The following is an 18,150-nucleotide window of genomic DNA, read 5'->3' on the forward strand; positions in this document are numbered from 1 at the left end:
ACTTCATATTAAATACAGAGAACATCTTGAATCGAATTATGAAAAAGTTGAATCAAGCCCGACAGCCTGCTACTGGACCTATTCCAGAGCAGGCTGTTCCTGTCGGTAACGGGAGGGTGACATGCCGGACCAGCGCTTGAATTGACGACTGAAATGGGCAATATCCTTATAACCAAGCATGGCGGCAATATTTTGAACGGACAGCTTCGGATTGCCCAGAAGAAGCTTCGCTTCATGCAAAACCAACTGGGATAATATAGCACGAGGAGACTGACCAAACACCTGCTTGAACACGCGATTACAGTGAGAAGAACTGATGCCCAGCTCTGCTGCAATATCATCAATGCCATAGTGACCGTTGGACTCGTGTCCCTGTTTGAATTGCTGACTCATCAGGCCTTGCAACCGATTACGAATCTGGTGGGCGAGTTCGATCTTCTCGTGTCCGTCGGTAAACCAGTGAGCTGCCTCTTTCGAGACCGCCTCCCACAGATGGCCAAATAGTTCAAATACCGCAGATTGCAACTGCATACGCTGTACCATCGTATTTGCTGTTTCATCATCCGCAGATGACATCAATTTGCGCAAAACCGGCTCAATCTGCTGTGTAACCGGACTATCCGCACTGAATCGCACTTGTTTGATACGAGCCAGCAACGATAGGAACAACTGATCATCAATGTCAAAATGCATGCAAAAATACGTGAATCCCTTGCGGTTATGGCTCTGGCTGGAATGAATGCTTCCCGGAGGAATCAGGAGCAGTTCGCCAGCCTTTTGAATATATAAGGTACCGTTCACCATCATGCGTTGCTCGCCTTCAGTGACATAATTCAATTCATATTGAGGGTGCTCATGCGCCGGATAATCCCAGTCCATACCCACACTTCGTAAATGAATGGCGAAGAGATTAACCGTTGTTTGCACATCTGGATAAAAAACTTCATGGACACTTTCTCCCAAAGTAGGAGGCAAATACGTTGAAGACATGGAAGATCCTCCTTCATAGACGTTGTTCAAAAAATGTGATTTGGATTACGCACGTATATCAATTGGAATGTTTTTTTGTAACCGCTTTAATCTATTATAGTCTATCAGCTTGATTTGGGTAAATATCCGATTGATTTGATCATGGTCGGAGGTGGAACCACGTGTTAGGATGGGGCTAATGAAAACGTATGCATACCATTCTGAGAGGGGTTATGATTCATGAATACGTCCAAATCCATCTTTTATAATGCACATCACGCACCGATTGGTGCTTTTGCGAGTTTTACACTGGGTTACAAAGGAGCCAAAGGCGGGCTGGGTCTTGAGCTCGGCAAGCCGGCTGACCAGAATATATATATTGGATTACAATCTCGCGATGGCGACAATTATCAGGCGCTTCCTTTTTATGAAGCTTCCGAGGATGAGAGCAGCCGCTATGATGTAGAGAAGCTGGAGAATGGGGACCCTGCGTCGACAACAGCGACCAAAGTTCCACAACCTCTTATTACGGCTTTTCGCGATGAAGATATTACCCGTGAATTTACCTCAGGTACGGATACGTGGACTGCAGGAGATCTGACGTTCCGTATCTACTCGCCTGTACGTCCAGTACCTGATCCAACGAATGGGGATCGTGAAGAATTAATGGATGCACTCGTACCTGCCGTATTGGTTGAGATGACGATTGACAATACGGAAGGTCAACAATCCCGCAAAGCCTACTTTGGCTATCAGGGCAATGATCCGTACTCTGCGATGCGTCTGATTGGAGGACCGGAAGGTGGCTCCATCACAGGTGTGGGACAAGGTCGACTTACAGCGATTATGTCAGCAGATGATGGACTGTGGCCCGCACGCGGATTTACGCTGGAGAAACTGTTGCAGGAGAAACATCGGGAGAATCTGGCATTTGGACTTGGCTCAACCGCTGCACTACTGATGGAGGTGCCGGCTGGAGAGAAACGTACGTATCAATTCGCAGTATGTTTCTATCGCGGGGGCATTGTGACGACCGGCATGGACACAACGTATTGGTATACGCGCTATTTCTCCGATATTCAGGCAGCAGGAGAGTATGCACTACAACGCTTTAGTGAGTTGACTGCATCCTGTGGAGAGGTTGAACAACGCCTTGGATCGGCTGCTTTGACCGAAGATCAATCATTCATGCTTGCTCATTCCATTCACAGCTATTATGCGAGTACTCAACTGCTGGATGCCGATGGTGAGCCACTCTGGGTGGTGAACGAAGGGGAGTATCGGATGATGAACACACTTGATCTGACGGCTGATCAGTTGTACTTCGAGCTTGCCTTGAATCCATGGACGGTGCGTAATGAGCTGGAGTGGTTTGTGAAACGATACAGTTATACGGATCAGGTTCGTTTCCCGGGGGAAGAGAAGTTATATCCGGGCGGAATTACCTTTACCCATGATATTGGTGTTGCCAATGTGTTCTCACGCCCTGGACACTCGGCATATGAGCTGGTTGGCATTGACGACTGTTTCTCACAGATGAGCCACGAGGAGCTGGTGAACTGGCTCTGCTGCGCGACAGTATACATTGAACAGACACAGGATCAAGCTTTTGTGAAAAACATGTTGCCTGTTATCCAGGATTGCTTCGAAAGCATGCTTAATCGTGACCATCCCGACGCTGAGCAGCGTAACGGTCTGATGGGTCTGGATAGTAGCCGTACCCAAGGTGGAGCGGAGATTACAACCTACGATAGCCTGGATGTGTCACTTGGTCAGTCTCGCAATAATATCTATCTGGCGGGTAAATGTTGGGCGGTCTATGTTGCATTGGAGAAGCTGTTCGCAACTGAGAAGTTGGCCGATCTGTCCCATCAAGCTGGACTTCAAGCGGATCGCTGCGCTGCCAGTATTGCTGCACAGTTGACTGATGGCGGCTACATTCCAGCTGTTATTGCAGAAAATAATGATTCTCGAATCATTCCGGCGATTGAAGGTTTGGTGTTCCCGTACTTTACAGGCTGTGAAGCAGCACTGGATGTCAATGGTCGTTTTGGACCTTATCTGAAAGCACTCCAAACTCATCTGAAGACGGTTCTTGTACCGGGAACATGTCTGTTCGAAGATGGGGGCTGGAAACTGTCCTCAACAAGCAATAACTCGTGGCTGAGCAAAATCTATTTGTCCCAGTTTATCGCTAGAGAGCTGCTGGGTGTGGAATGGAATGAGACAGGCAAGGCAGCAGACGCGGCTCATGTCAACTGGCTTCTGCATCCGGAGGAATCCTACTGGTGCTGGAGTGACCAGATCCTGTCTGGTGTGGCGGTTGGCAGCAAGTACTATCCGCGTGGTGTAACGTCGATTCTATGGCTACTCGAAGGAAAAGGGAATCACCTTGGGCAGATCTATGCCAGCAAGGAGGCGGTACAATGAGCCAATCCGTCGTTCAATCTGCTTTGTCGGGTCCACAGTACGATGCGTGGCTGGGGTATCACTCTGAATTGCCAAGAGCGAATGGACTTGCCCAAAAGACGGCTCCTGCGTGGAGCAAGCTGATATTGGTGGAAGAGAACCATGGAGTAATTACAACAGCTCTGACCGAACTTTCACGGGGACTGGAGAGGTTATATGGCGTGAAACCGTCGGTCAGTCATCTGTCTGATGCTCAGGAAAGTGAACGGGACAATCATGCTTCCGCTCCCGCAATACGAATCGGCACTTGGACAGGGAGCGCTTCCGTGGCTGGGTTGTTCAGCGAGACAGAGCGTTCAACTGTTCAAGGGGAAGGGTACATCATTCGTGAGAACGAGACCGAGGGTGTACTGGTCATTGGGTCAGAGACTCCCCAAGGTGTGCTGTATGGTGCATTCCATCTGCTTCGAGAGCTGACAATGGATCAAGGGAGTGCACATAAGGCGGATGACGTTGTGAATAAGTGGAGCTTTATTACAGAGCAGCCAACCAATGCGCTACGAATGATTAATCAGTGGGATAACGTGGACGGCAGCATTGAGCGTGGTTACGCAGGAGACTCCATTTTCTATGATAACGGGGAATTTACGCTGGACTTGGTACGCATCCGGGATTACGCACGTTTACTCGCTTCCACGGGAATCAATGCCATATCGATCAACAACGTCAATGTACACCGCCGTGAGAGTCTGTTTCTGACAGAACGTTATCTTAGTGATGTGGCGAAGGTTGCCGCTGAATTCAGAGCGTATGGCATTCGATTGTTCCTGAGCGCCAACTACGCAAGTCCAATTGAGATTGGTGGATTGCGTACGGCTGATCCGCTGGATGCGCAGGTACGGGAATGGTGGAACATTCAAACGGCCAAGGTGTACGCAGCGATTCCGGATTTTGGCGGTTACCTGATCAAGGCAGACTCCGAGAATCGTCCGGGACCGTTCACGTATAACCGTGATCATGCCGATGGTGCGAACATGCTGGCTGAAGCCCTTCGGCCATTCGGTGGATTGGTCATCTGGCGTTGCTTTGTCTATAACTGCAAGCAGGACTGGCGGGATCGTTCCACTGACCGTGCGCGGGCAGCCTATGACCACTTTACGCCGCTGGACGGGCGTTTTGCCGAAAATGTCATTTTGCAGATCAAAAACGGGCCGATGGACTTTCAGGTAAGAGAGGCGGTATCCCCGCTGTTCGGTGCCATGGAAAATACAAATCAGGTGATTGAATTTCAGATCACACAGGAGTATACCGGGCAACAACGTCATCTCTGTTATCTGGTTCCCCAGTGGAAAGAAGTATTGGACTTTGACACATACGCCAAAGGCGAAGGTTCAGAGATCAAGCGAATCGCGGACGGTTCTCTGTATAAACGGCCATACAGTGGCTTCGCCGCAGTATCCAATATTGGTGCAGATGCCTGTTGGACAGGACATCCACTCGCGCAGGCGAATCTATATGGATACGGAAGACTTGCGTGGAATCCGGAGCTGACCGCGGAAGAGATTGCCGATGAGTGGGTGAGACTCACTTTTGGACATGAAGACGAAGTTGTGCGGCAAGTTACGGGCATGCTTTTGACTTCATTAGATATCTATGAGAATTATACTGCGCCTCTCGGTGTGGGTTGGATGGTTAATCCGGAACATCATTACGGGCCGAATGTAGATGGATACGAGTATTCCAAATGGGGAACGTATCACTTTGCCGATTGTCATGGCATTGGTGTAGATCGAACCGTGAACAGCGGTACAGGATACACGTCACAGTATCACCCTGAGAATGCTGATCGTTATGAGTCCGTAGACACCTGTCCGGATGAGCTGATATTATTTTTCCATCACGTGCCGTACACCCATGTTCTGCATTCGGGGAAAACGGTCATTCAGCATATTTATGATACACACTTTGAAGGTGTTGCGCAGGCGGAGGCGTTAGCCGAGACATGGAGAGGGCTGGAGGGCAAAATCGACCCAGTCATTTTCAGCAAAGTTGCTTCTTTACAGGACAACCAGGCCGAACATGCGAAGGAATGGGGGGACATGATCAATACGTACTTCTATCGCAAGAGCGGCATTGCGGATGAACAAGGTCGAACAATCTATTGATTGGTAATTAGGAAGGAAGAAAGAAGATACCTTGTTTTCTTTGATGTACAATAGACAGCATGGACATACATGAGGAGGAGAACCGTATGGGACAATATCAACTGCCCGAGACCATGAAAGCTGCTATCATGACAGAGCCAGGACACATTATTATTGAGGAACAACCCGTCCCGCAACCGGCAGCGGATGAGGTGTTAATCCAGGTAATGGCCGTCGGGGTGTGTGGCTCGGATGTGCATTATTTTGAACATGGACGCATTGGCAGATTTGTGGTGGAGAAACCGATCATTCTGGGTCATGAGTGTGCGGGGATCATTGCTGCTGTCGGCTCGAACGTATCACGTCTGAAAACAGGGGATCGGGTTGCTATTGAGCCTGGGGTGACTTGCGGACGTTGCTCGGCATGCAAGGAAGGTCGTTATAACCTGTGTCCGGATGTACAATTTCTAGCGACCCCTCCGGTGGATGGGGCATTTGTACAATACATGGTGATACGTGAAGATATGGTATTCCCGATCCCGGATCACCTGTCTTATGAGGAAGCAGCTATGAACGAGCCATTCTCTGTTGGTATTCACGCTGCACGCCGCAGCAAGTTGGCTCCGGGTACAACCCTGGCGATTATGGGCATGGGTCCCGTTGGACTCATGGCCGTGGCTGCTGCCAAATCTTTCGGTGTAGAGAAGATCATTGTAACGGATCTGGAGGAAGTTAGGCTGGAAGCAGCTCGCCGCATGGGTGCCACTCATACCATTAATGTGCGGAATGAAGATGCACTGGCTGTGATTCGCGAGTTAACAGGTGGTGTGGGTGTTGATACTGCATGGGAAACAGCGGGGAATCCGAAGGCGCTACAATCTGCTCTGTATTCACTTCGACGTGGAGGAAAACTTGCGATTGTGGGCCTGCCTGCACAGGACGAGATCGCACTCAATGTTCCATTTATTGCGGACAATGAAGTTGATATCTATGGCATATTCCGTTATGCCAATACTTATCCGGCAGGAATTGAATTTCTGAGCTCCGGCCAGCATGACGTGATGTCCCTGATTACAGATCGTTATTCACTCGAAGAGACACAGCAAGCGATGGAGCGTGCATTACACAATAAAAGCGGCAGTCTGAAGGTCATGGTTTATCCGAATGGTATGTAAGAACAACCTGGAAGAGTCCTGCGGTTCAGGACTCTTTTTTTGTTTTTTTTGCAAAAAAAGTATGGGTCAAGCTCCCATAACATGGTATAATTCATGATGATTTTAATATATAAATGGATACACACCATATTGGTGAATAAGTACTTAGCGAAAGGAACTGAAGGTTGTGAGAGTACATGAATTTATGATACACGCTGATTTTCATCGGGATGATTTGATGTCGGTATCTTCTCAAGCGTCGCGTTTTTCCTCGGATATTATTTTGTCGTATATGGAGTCTGAGCATGAGCATCGTGTAGATGTCAAAAGCCTGCTTGGAATGGCGTTACTACCCATTCGATATGGTAGTGTTGTCAGATTACAGACAAGAGGCAGGGATGAACTGGAGGCTTTGGAGTACATGTTGAATGTACTGGAGAAAGGGACGGCGTGACACCTGATTAGGTGCAAAATCACAGATATCATATTTTTTTTAGCTATTCCTCAAAACCTGCTGGTACTTTGTCCAAAAAAAGAGTATAATAAAATGTAGTTTGATTCTAAAGAAGTACCCATATTAAAGGAGTGTAAATAGATTATGCCAAAAGTTGACATCCATCCAAAGACACAACTCGTAATTTTTTACGATGCAAGTGCTGATTTCAAATTCCTGAGTTCTTCCACGAAGTTCTCTAACGAAACTATGGAATGGGAAGACGGTAACTCTTACCCAGTAATCCGTGTGGACACTAGTTCCGCATCCCACCCGTTCTTCACTGGTAAACAAAGAAACGTGGATATCGGTGGCCGTGTTGATAAATTTAACCGTAAATACAACATCACCAAATAAGTTTGTCCATACATTACAAAAAAACCTCGGGATTTATCCTGAGGTTTTTTTGTGTACATTAAAAATTAATTCAACCAATTATTGCGCTTACAACACATTCGGATGTACACTAGGAAACGAGTACGAACATATTGGAGGAGGAAATAGAGATGAGTAGCATCACACATATGGTAACGTTTACACTTTACGCGGGTAAAGATACACCGGAGGCCGAAGCCTTTTTGAAGGAAAGTTCGGATGCACTGGCTGTCATTCCTGGGGTAGAGCAATTTCAGGTTCTGAAACAGGTAAGTGAGAAGAATGAGTTCGATTACAGCTTCTCGATGGTCTTTGCGGATCAGGTTGCGTATGATGCATACAACAATCACCCGGTTCACCGTCAATATGTAGCAGAGCGTTGGGAAAAGGAAGTCAGTCGATTCCAGGAAATTGATCTCATTCAACATCATAATTAATAGTCTCCACATATAGTAAAAAAGTTGAACTATCATATACAGCATTGAACAATGCTGTATATCTCTCTGAATAACGCGGTAATTAATGAACAAAAGTAACATATTTCCGAAATCGTTTTCGGGCAAATGAATACAAGGAGGTTTTCGCTGTTATGCAATTGGATCTCTCAGGAAAAACGGCTCTGGTTACAGGCGCAACCGGACAACTGGGGAGAGTCATCGCCCGTACGTTGGCAGCCTGTGGCGCCAATCTGGCTCTACATTACATAAATAATGATACCAAGGCTCGGGAGCTTCAAGGTGAGATTGAAGCACTCGGTCGTCAGGCTGTTATTGTACAGGGAGATATTACAAAGCAGGATACAGCATTTCGGATACGTGATGAGATTCAGTCTGTCCTCGGCGGAGTGGATATTGTTGTTGCCAATGCAGTCATTCAATATGAATGGACAACGGTGTTGGAGCAGTCGCCTGAAGATTACTCGAGCCAGTTTGAATCCTGTGTCATGCAGAGTGTGTATCTTGCCAAAGCTTTCATTCCACATATGCAAAATATCAGAGCTGGTCGGTTCATTGGCATCAATACGGAATGTGCGATGCAAAATTTCACTCATCAATCAGCCTACACCGCTGGTAAGCGTGGAATGGATGGTGTATATCGCGTGCTTGCCAAGGAGGTTGGTGAGTATCAGATTACCGTAAACCAGGTTGCACCTGGATGGACAATTAGTGAACGTGATCGGTCCAGTGAGCCTGGACATGATGAGGCATATACACGTACTGTGCCGCTGAAGCGCAGGGGTGAAGATCAGGAAATCGCCAATGCGGTAGCTTTTCTCGCTTCGGACCTGTCCTCATTTATCACAGGTGCCTATATCCCGGTAAGTGGTGGCAATGTGATGCCTGCTATCTAATGTCTGATTTGGATTAGGGAATTCACATGAAATAACAATAAACCTAATTTAACCGTAATCCGTTTGTCATTCGACAAGCGGATTTTTTGGCATTTTGCTAACAATGAAATAACGGTTCAAGGGGTAGTTTTTTGTTTCATATATCCAGACATACATATTGAGTTGGTTCGGGTTTCAGAAGATTGGGGTATAAGAATAGGTATATTAACCGAGTGGAAACATAATCAAAATGAGCAATTAAAGGAGACTCACCTATTATGAAAAAAACAGTAGCGGACGTTCTGGTTGAATCCTTATTGAACGCTGGCATCAAACGTATATATGGCATTGTTGGAGACTCCTTGAATGCGGTACTCGACTCCATTCGTCGTTCTGGGAAGATTGAATGGATTCATGTACGTCATGAAGAAGTAGCTGCATTTGCTGCTGGGGCGGACGCTCAGGTCAGTGGAAGTATCGCTGTCTGCGCAGGTAGTAGTGGTCCTGGTAATATGCATCTGATCAATGGTCTGTACGATTGTCACCGCAATCGTGTTCCTGTACTCGCTATCGCTGCACATATCCCAAGTGACGAGATTGGCAGTGAATATTTTCAGGCGACGCATCCGGAGTATCTGTTCCAAGAATGTAGCGATTATTGTGAAGTCATTACAACAGCCAAACAGATGCCGCGTTCTCTGACGATGGCCATTCAGACAGCAGTTGCACGTTCGGGTGTGTCCGTCGTTGTATTGCCGGGGGATGTAGCAGGACTTGAAGCAGCCGATCTGCCTGTACCTGAGCATGTGTATCACGCAACCAACCCCGTGGTACATCCTTCTGAGCCTGAACTCGTTAAACTGGCGGAGTATCTGAATCAAGGCAAAAAAATTACGTTATTGTGCGGTGCAGGTTGCGCAGGCGCTCGGGAACCCCTTATGCAGCTCTGTGATCGTTTGAAATCCCCGATGGTTATTGCGCTACGAGGCAAGGAATATTTGGAGTATGACAACCCCTATTCCGTCGGCCTTACCGGCCTAATCGGGTATTCATCCGGTTATCATGCGATGATGGACTGTGATGTACTATTGATGCTGGGAACGGATTTCCCATATCGTCAATTCTATCCCGAAGATGCCACTGTCCTTCAGGTCGACATTCAATCTTCCCATCTGGGTCGGCGTACGAAGTTGGATTACGGCGTATGTGGTGATGTGAAAGCGACCATTGAGACTTTGCTTCCTTATCTGACAGAAGAACACAGTGACAAACATCTTCGTAAAAGTGTGGATCGTTATGTGAAAGTACGCAAAGATCTGGACGAGCTGGCCGTTGGCAAACCGGGTAAAAAGCCCATCCATCCGCAGTACCTGACCAAGGTCATTAGTGATGCCGCAGCTGAAAATGCCATCTTCACCTGTGATGTCGGTACTCCGACAGTATGGGCGGCCCGTTATATCGAGATGTCTCGTAATCGCAGGTTGCTCGGTTCATTCAGTCATGGTACGATGGCAAACGCTTTGCCACAGGCCATTGGTGCTCAAGTCGCTTATCCGGGCAGACAAGTCATCTCGTTGTCGGGTGATGGTGGTATTACGATGCTGATGGGTGATCTGTTGACACTGAAACAGCATAATCTGCCGATCAAAGTTGTGGTGTTTAATAATGGAGCACTCGGTTTTGTTGAGCTGGAGATGAAGGCTGCCGGGTTCCTTGAATCGGGAACAGAGCTTGTAAATCCCAACTTTGCGATGGTTGCTCAGGCCATGGGCATGGAAGGTATTCGGGTTGAGGATCCGGGTGAACTCGAAGGAGCTGTACAGCGTGCGCTTCAGCATGATGGTCCTGTGCTGATTGATGTGGTGGTGAATCGTCAGGAATTGTCCTTACCACCGAAGATTGATATCAAACAGGCGGAAGGATTCACCTTATGGATGATGAAAGCCGTGCTCAACGGACGAGGGGACGAAATTATTGAATTGGCAAAAACGAATTTGCTACGTTAAAGTGTTTTGATAAGCGGATATGTACCGTTTGAAGTTGTAGAGATACCGACTTAAAAAGTATTGTATATGTAAAAGAGGAGCATGCAACAAGACGTAATAGTTGTGTGCTCCTTCAATTAAAATGCTGAAAATGTGACAGGTGATATAGTATGAATGCATATTATATGATTTGTTTTTATGTCGAAAGTCTATTAGAATAGGTAAAGTCAGGAAGGTTTTATGCCATTTTTGACCTACATATTGCATCATTGCATGTAAGTACGTTTCATATCGTATTCATCGATCCAATCACAAGATGACACACACACATGGAGGAGATCAACATGAGTCACGCAGGAAAAGTAGCCATTATTACTGGAGCAGGAAGTGGATTGGGCCAAGCAGCAGCATTGAAGCTGGCTGAGAAGGGTGCATCCATTGTCGTTGTGGATCTTGTCGAAGAGACAGGTCTTGAGACGGTTAAGCAGATTGAGAAGCTGGGAAGTAAAGCTATTTTTGTACAAGCAGATGTAAGTAAAGCACCTGAAGTTGAGAATTATGTGAAAAAAACAGTCGAAGAGTTCGGACGAATCGACATGTTCTTTAATAATGCAGGTATTGCAGGTCCTGGTATTAAGCTGATTGAACATACGATTGAGCAGTTTGACCAGATCATTGATATTAACCTGAAAAGTGTATTCTACGGGTTGAAGTATGTAATTACTGAAATGCTCAAAACAGGTGGAGGTTCCATTCTGAACACGGCCTCCACAGCCGGTATTGTTGGTGTACCTGCAGTTGCACCTTACGCAGCAACCAAACATGGCGTGGTGGGCTTGACGCGTACAGCTGCAATTGAATATGGCAAGGACAACATTCGTGTAAATGCGATTGCCCCAGGTACAATTGAGACGCCGATGGTCATTCAGTTCGGTAAAGACAACCCTGAAGTATTCAAGGCAACCGTTGATAGCATTCCATCCGGACGTCTGGGCAGACCGGAAGAGATCGCGAACCTGGTTTCCTTCCTGCTTGGAGATGAAGCGCCTTATATCAATGGTGCAGTATATCCGATCGATGGTGCAGTTACGGCCCAATAAGAGTTCAGCAGGTCATCTAGATCAATTATAGTCTGCTAATTGATTAAGTTAACAGGCGGGATAGTTCCGATATTGGGTATTAATAAATGCGATGGAGTCTCGTCATAATGATGTAGCTGAAGCTCACATCGGTGTAAAAGTCTATGGTAGTCTTTCAGTAGAAATGCACTAGTTAGAAATTGGTAAGACAAAGATGCATTTAAACCGCAAGGGCTAATTTGGGATTTTTCACATAGAGAATTGGTGAACTGCAACCTCTCCATCCAAAGAACATGAATGAAGAATGTAGCCATCCATATGTTATTAATCTAGTTAAGTCTCCCTGCGAATAAATTTCTGCTTCAGGATTTGGTTATCCATTTCAGACCAGATCTTTGGAAACTGAGCAATGTCTTGTCTTCCATAAAAATCAAATGCCTCGTCATTAGGTTAGAAGAGGCCTCTTTATCTATCGTATTCGTAACGCGACTAGGCGCAACATGAGAGCTAGCGGTCAACACGTCAACGATGCTTGGCCATTTTCCGACTGATTTACAGCCTCTTTAAAATAAGATGATTACTTACTGATTCTAATCCTAAGTGAAGATATTAATCTACAATCCGCTTCCATATTGGGTTGGAAGTGCTGCCTAAAATTGATTGGCGGCACTTTTTTTGTCTGAATTGCCTCGGTATGATTATGATCAAAATTTTAATCATTTATTTTGAGAAAATTTGTAGAGAATATTACCATGCAGATTTGTAGTTAAGTCCTCTTGGTAAGAGAAAAATATTGGTGTATATTCCCATAACTCTTTTATTGTAACAAGTCCCTCGAATAAACCCTTGATAGCCAGCTGGTAAATGCCTGAAGAGGTTAAGGTTAAAATTTTCTCATATTCTTCAAGATCTTCTAAAGGTACGTCCCATGTACGGAAACCTGAGTGTACAATATTATTTCTGAGTGTTCGGATATTTTCAAACTGTTTGCTCAGGTATCTATAAGCAAAATTATATTGTGGATGAATTTTAATATTTTGAATAATCTCATTAGATAAGAATTCTCCAATTTTGCCTACAGGAAAGCCAAGTGAGACAAGGAGACGTGGAATGATATTTTCATTGCCTTCTTTGGCAATGGTTTCGATAGAAAACCAAAGAAATAAACACCTTAGTTGTTTGTTAGTTTCAATCTTCGCGTTTCTGTACCAATGATTACATCGGATTACTGCAGATCTAAGCTCGGAATTGTCCCATAAGAACAAAGCCTGCTCGGTATCTATGGGTTCAATAAAGTGGCGATGAACTTTAAACATTGGCCCCATTGAAAGTTTCTTTTTAGGCAAACGCGGCTGTATAATACCTGACTCTAGATCTTTAATGTATCCTGGATCTAAAAGTATTCCTGATCCTGAACCATACAAACGTCTTTCTAAGTTATCTAAGACTTGTTGAAATTTGGCTTCTGCTTTTATGTCTGCGTCAACTTCTTCATTACATTCCACGATTGTCTTTATTCGTTGTGCAATCGTAAGGTTCTCTTCGATATTGAATGATTGGAGAGACTGGTTAATAGCTTCTTTTTCCAATGTGAAGTCAACACTGTGACTATAAATCTCAACATCTCCATATGCCTGAGAAGAAGGGAAAACGATTCCATCACCATGTAGAACTCTCACGACTAAAAATTTCCTATTCATTAGATATTCTCTGCCACCTTTATTTGAATTAATGAGTTTAAAAGACTTTTAGTTAAAATATCCTTCAATATCTTAGTCTGTGTTCCTGATGATGAAAAAATAAATATTTCACTGTTTTTTAATTTTAGAAATTTTCTCATAATAAAAGGATCTTTTAAAAGAATGATAGATTCGTAAATGACATATAGAGTAAATTTATCATTAACATTCGTTTCAAGTAGATCTGTTATAACACTTTCAAGTCGATCATAGTGTCCAGAGGCCATAGAATGGAGTGCTACACCTCGAATCGTCTCAACCAAAGTTCCATATTGTTCAATTTTTTTCAGAACATTGTATGAGGTGCGAAGATCTTTCCTACGACAAGCAATTGTTTGCATCTCTACAAGAGCAAACACATGTTTTGGATGTTCATTTATATACATCTCTAAATAAAACTGGGCTTCAAGAAGTCGATCAAGGTAACCATAAAATTTAGCAAGATTGTATAAATTACGAACTTCCTTTGATGTACATAATAATTCGAGCTTATCAGCAGGGAAGTCATGTCTGCCTAGCTCTTGTATTAATCTATCAAATCGCTTCTTAGAGTTATTTGCTAAGTACTGATTTATGTAATAATCAAGTTCTTTTGTCATGCTCGTTCACACTCCTTTAATAACATATTTAATAAAAAATATTGTAGCAAGCCATCTAGAAGTTTAGGATAGAGGTATAGAATTCTGATGTTAAATAATGGTATACCTCACTAATCATACTGAGAGATATTGAGTATGACAAGAACTTGCTTAAAACAAATCCGTACTATAGCTAATATTGTTACTTACATTATAAAAATGTGTTAAGAAGGAGAGAAGATTGTGGGCAATTGTTGTATCTATTGTGGAAGAGGAGAGGCAGACGGTATTGAATTATCAGAGTCAGATATTATTCCTGATGGGCTAACGAACCAAACAATCAAAAACAAGAATGTTTGCAGAATAGATCATAACAATAAGTTCAGCAATATGTTTGAATCAAAGGTCATTGAAGAGTTGGCCTTTATAAGAAACCATCTTAATATTAAAGGAAAAGGAAATAAATACCCATCCTATAAAGCTAAATATTTAATTGAAGATAGAACGTATTCAGCCAAAAATGTGATATCAAAATCAACTACTTTAGGTAAAAAAATATTTAGAGATGATACAGGTAGGCAATTGTTAGGACCTATAAATCAGTTGATCAGAATGAAGAACTTTCATGAGGATAATATTAAATGTGTTGACCTCAACAATATTGAAATAGAAGAGCAAGTGGAAATTGATATATCTATATTTTATAGTATTGAAATAAAAAGATTGATGGCCAAAATAGCATATGAATGGCATTGTAAATTAGAGAAAATAAACACTTGTCTAGATATTTATAGTGACATTATTCAATTTATTTTAACTGGCATAGAAGAAAGTGAAAACGAACTGGTTTCTCTAATAACTGACGAAAAAGTGTGTCTTGAAATCAAGGAACTAAGCAGATTAGGTAGTCATTTACTTATCAGGAATAAAATTAACGATTCTCTCTATGTGTATATTTCTTTCTTCGGGTTAGCGGCGTATCAGATTAATTTAGGTAATATTTTGGAACAGGGTAAATGCTATTTTTTCTCTCAGGAGCTCCCTTTGGAAGGTAAGGGGAACGTTTTTGATTATAAGATTTTTTGTTTCGAAAACCTTATGAGTGATTTTCAAAATTTCGAATATAAAACAAGATTAGTAATGATAACTAATAAACTAGCGGAAATGGAGAGTACTAAAACTTCTAACCATAAAAAATTTTTGGAGTCAGTAAAAAATAATTTGTTTATGCTCAGCTTTTCTTCTGAACTTAATGTAAAAGAACTAAAACGTTTTGTTCATGAATTTAATATAGATGGTATTAAGTTAAAAAGGAGCAATAAAGATACATGGTTCTGGTTCAATTTATTTTGTATATATATTTGTGGTAAATTCTTGGATGAGAATGCTTGCCTTCTTGATATAAGAAATTTAGTCTACGAGAAGGTTAGTCAAACAAGCAATGTTGATATAACTGACGAATTATTTGAATCCATTAAGAAACAAATATTAGACGATCAAGATTATTTAGAGTGGTTAAGAAAAGGAGCTAACATCGTAAGGGGCTTTTAAGAATCTGATTACGTACCTTTTTAAATGGATCGCTGAATTCAATAAATTTTTAGTAGAATTTCGATCTTCATAGTTTGAGGGTCAATCAATATATAAGCTTTTTGAAATATAACGATGAGAATAATGTGTGAAATTCGCATCCTGTTTTCTTATTATGAAAAGGACATATTTATTGAAAGATCAAGTATTAAAAGAACAACATTACTAAATAATTTCGATTGGAGTTTGGCTGTCATCGCAAAAGAAAAGAGGTGAAACATTCTTTTGTTAGAAGAGTTTTTAACAGATGAATTTTTAGTTCAGATAACCCCATTGCAAACTTTGCTTATCTATCTGCAGTCGTTTTTATTTGAGAAAAGTATTATATCACAAAAAGAGTAATGCACAGAAAATAAAATCATTTTTTAGAAGTGTTCCGTGTGGATACACTCGTAACAGTGGATCATTTTGTGTTCTAGGTTAACTCCATTATCTGATCATTCAGAGACTAATAAAAATTGCTGTTAAAATGTTTAAAGAGAGGCCACTGTATACGTACAGTGCCTCTCTTTTTGGTTTGTTTTTTGTACTACAAATTCATATCATGCAACGTTGTGCGATGTATTGGCTTGTGTACTTTTGACAGGTGCTGAACGATACGAGCTTATAACGATGATGACGGCAACAGCAACCCCGACAGCGCCAATCCAGGTAATGGATGATAATGAAACGCTGCTGACCGCGATTCCGCCAATACCTGCGCCGGCAGCCATGGCTAATTGCATCACCGAACTGTTCAGACTAAGCATGATGCCAGAGGATTCCGGAGCCATGGTGACCAGGTTATATTGCTGAGTTGGTCCTGAGGACCACGCGGCAAAAGACCACAAAATCAGAACAAGGAAGACAGCGAGATGAGAGCTTGCCGTTATATTCAACAGGACCAGACTTACGATATGTAATGTCATGCCTGTGATCAGCGTTCGTTTGACACCCAATCGGTCAGCACTGAACCCTCCAACTTTTGAACCGATCAGACTTGCTATGCCAAATGCGAGTAAAGCTGAACTGAGTAGTGCTTCGCTCATTCCTGAAACGGATACAAGGTAAGGTGAAATGTACGTGTAGGCAATGGAATAACCACCTAACCAGAAAAATGTCACCAGCAGTGCCAAAACAATTCGTGGCTGTTTGAGCAAAGACAGTTGTTTCTTCAGCGGAACAGGCGCTTCTGCTTTGGAAGGCGGAATGGCGGCCGCGATTACCAGCATGGCGAGAACTCCAAGAACGGCGATACCGGCAAAAACAAGCTTCCAATCCCAAGATGCAGCTACAAGCCTTCCCAGCGGAACGCCAACGATTAAAGAAGCTGTAAATCCAGTGATTACTGTGGCGATTGCACTAGCTTGTTTACCCTCCGCCGCTATTTGGGAAGCAACCGTTAATGCCGTGACAACAACAACGCCTGCGCCTAAAGCCATCAACACTCGTGCTGCCACGAACAGTCCATAACCCGGCAACAGGTAGGCAAGAACATTAGCCACAACGAATAGACCGAGGAAGTATAGCAACAGCTTGCGACGGTCCCAGCGCGAAGTCAGTGCAATAATGACAGGTGTACCGAGCGCGTATACGAGCGAAAAAATCGTAATGAGCTGTCCGGCAGCGATTAAAGAGATATTCATCGTATCTGCAATACGATCCAAAATGCCGGCAATGACATATTCGGACGTTCCTACAAGGAAACTGACCAAGGCAAGAACATAGATTTTGAGCGTAGAAGACATGGAAACATAACCTCTTTCTTATTATTATTATATTTTTAGAAATATAGAAATAAAGACGATTGAACAAGACATGAATGCTCTGAATGCAACCCATCTGCGCGAATGGTAATGCTACAAACTAGATAATGAATATTGGTATAAGCGTAAACTTAGGTGACCTAGTTTTACTAATAAATATTGTGCGTTGTTTCAATATTTCTAATTATATAGAAATATGACTCAAATTTTTTTATTTATTTAGCAGATAGGGAACAAACTTTTGTGCGGTCTCCGTGTTCAGGCTGTAGTAGATATACGTACCTTTCTTTTGCGATGTAAGCAGACCACAATCGGACAGCTGTTTCAGGTGATGAGACAGAGTCGATAGGGCAACCGTAACAAGGCGGCTCTCCAGATCGGCAGGACACAGGTTGCTTTCGCCCGATAAAATCTGAATGATTTTGTAGCGTGTTTGTTCGCCCAGCGCTTTATGAATTTTGACAACTTGTTCAATCTCATTTGAGTTTGATTGCATAATGATCGGTCCTTTCGTCTTTATTTCTTATTTCTAGTAATATAGAAATAACAGTAGCATATGT

Annotated in this window: 15 protein-coding genes; 10 read left to right on the top strand and 5 right to left on the bottom strand. The window is 43.3% G+C overall.

Annotated features, from left to right (window positions below):
* Window positions 1-78 precede the first annotated feature (78 nt).
* Window positions 79-990 (bottom strand): AraC family transcriptional regulator, encoded by a 912-nt coding sequence (locus tag C170_RS21140; protein WP_036613820.1) that lies wholly within the window; start codon window positions 988-990, stop codon window positions 79-81.
* Between the two features lie 219 nt (window positions 991-1,209).
* On the opposite strand from C170_RS21140, the gene C170_RS21145 reads away from it, so the two are divergent.
* From C170_RS21145 to C170_RS21185, 9 genes are all read left to right on the top strand, one after another.
* Complete coding sequence (locus C170_RS21145) at window positions 1,210-3,399, top strand: glycoside hydrolase family 52 protein (RefSeq protein ID WP_036613823.1); 2,190 nt, start codon at window positions 1,210-1,212, stop codon at window positions 3,397-3,399.
* Complete coding sequence (locus tag C170_RS21150; RefSeq protein WP_036613824.1) at window positions 3,396-5,543, top strand: alpha-glucuronidase family glycosyl hydrolase; 2,148 nt, start codon at window positions 3,396-3,398, stop codon at window positions 5,541-5,543. Before C170_RS21145 ends, C170_RS21150 begins: the two co-directional genes overlap by 4 nt.
* 86 nt (window positions 5,544-5,629) lie before the next feature.
* Window positions 5,630-6,697 carry an NAD(P)-dependent alcohol dehydrogenase gene (locus tag C170_RS21155; protein WP_036613826.1) on the top strand — a complete coding sequence of 356 codons (1,068 nt, stop codon included), beginning with the start codon at window positions 5,630-5,632 and terminating at the stop codon, window positions 6,695-6,697.
* Window positions 6,698-6,863: 166 nt separating this feature from the next.
* Window positions 6,864-7,130 carry an HPr family phosphocarrier protein gene (locus tag C170_RS21160; protein WP_026081056.1) on the top strand — a complete coding sequence of 89 codons (267 nt, stop codon included), beginning with the start codon at window positions 6,864-6,866 and terminating at the stop codon, window positions 7,128-7,130.
* Window positions 7,131-7,274: 144 nt separating this feature from the next.
* Entirely contained in the window at window positions 7,275-7,526 is a 252-nt protein-coding gene (locus C170_RS21165) for a type B 50S ribosomal protein L31 (protein ID WP_036613829.1), read from the top strand.
* A gap of 149 nt (window positions 7,527-7,675) precedes the next feature.
* Entirely contained in the window at window positions 7,676-7,981 is a 306-nt protein-coding gene (locus C170_RS21170) for a Dabb family protein (RefSeq protein ID WP_036613831.1), read from the top strand.
* 152 nt (window positions 7,982-8,133) lie between these two features.
* Window positions 8,134-8,895, top strand: a complete 762-nt coding sequence (locus tag C170_RS21175) for an SDR family NAD(P)-dependent oxidoreductase (RefSeq protein ID WP_036613832.1) — start codon at window positions 8,134-8,136, stop codon at window positions 8,893-8,895.
* 257 nt (window positions 8,896-9,152) lie between these two features.
* Entirely contained in the window at window positions 9,153-10,880 is a 1,728-nt protein-coding gene (gene poxB / locus C170_RS21180; RefSeq protein ID WP_036613833.1) for a ubiquinone-dependent pyruvate dehydrogenase, read from the top strand.
* A gap of 323 nt (window positions 10,881-11,203) precedes the next feature.
* Window positions 11,204-11,959 carry an SDR family NAD(P)-dependent oxidoreductase gene (locus C170_RS21185; protein ID WP_036613834.1) on the top strand — a complete coding sequence of 252 codons (756 nt, stop codon included), beginning with the start codon at window positions 11,204-11,206 and terminating at the stop codon, window positions 11,957-11,959.
* Window positions 11,960-12,654: 695 nt separating this feature from the next.
* Here C170_RS21185 and C170_RS21190 read toward each other — a convergent pair.
* Entirely contained in the window at window positions 12,655-13,638 is a 984-nt protein-coding gene (locus tag C170_RS21190) for a HEPN domain-containing protein (protein WP_036613835.1), read from the bottom strand.
* Entirely contained in the window at window positions 13,638-14,276 is a 639-nt protein-coding gene (locus C170_RS21195) for a hypothetical protein (RefSeq protein WP_036613836.1), read from the bottom strand. The genes C170_RS21190 and C170_RS21195 overlap by 1 nt, the downstream gene beginning before the upstream one ends.
* Before the next feature lie 222 nt (window positions 14,277-14,498).
* Between C170_RS21195 and C170_RS21200 the strand changes: the two genes are divergently transcribed.
* The gene (locus C170_RS21200) at window positions 14,499-15,806 is read left to right on the top strand and encodes a hypothetical protein (protein ID WP_036613838.1); all 1,308 of its coding nucleotides are present in this window, start codon (window positions 14,499-14,501) and stop codon (window positions 15,804-15,806) included.
* Between the two features lie 581 nt (window positions 15,807-16,387).
* Here C170_RS21200 and C170_RS21205 read toward each other — a convergent pair.
* Entirely contained in the window at window positions 16,388-17,572 is a 1,185-nt protein-coding gene (locus C170_RS21205; protein ID WP_036613840.1) for an MFS transporter, read from the bottom strand.
* Between the two features lie 229 nt (window positions 17,573-17,801).
* Window positions 17,802-18,086 (bottom strand): ArsR/SmtB family transcription factor, encoded by a 285-nt coding sequence (locus tag C170_RS21210; protein WP_036613842.1) that lies wholly within the window; start codon window positions 18,084-18,086, stop codon window positions 17,802-17,804.
* Window positions 18,087-18,150 lie beyond the last annotated feature (64 nt).

Source organism: Paenibacillus sp. FSL H7-689, from assembly GCF_000517905.1.
Classification (GTDB): domain Bacteria; phylum Bacillota; class Bacilli; order Paenibacillales; family Paenibacillaceae; genus Paenibacillus; species Paenibacillus amylolyticus.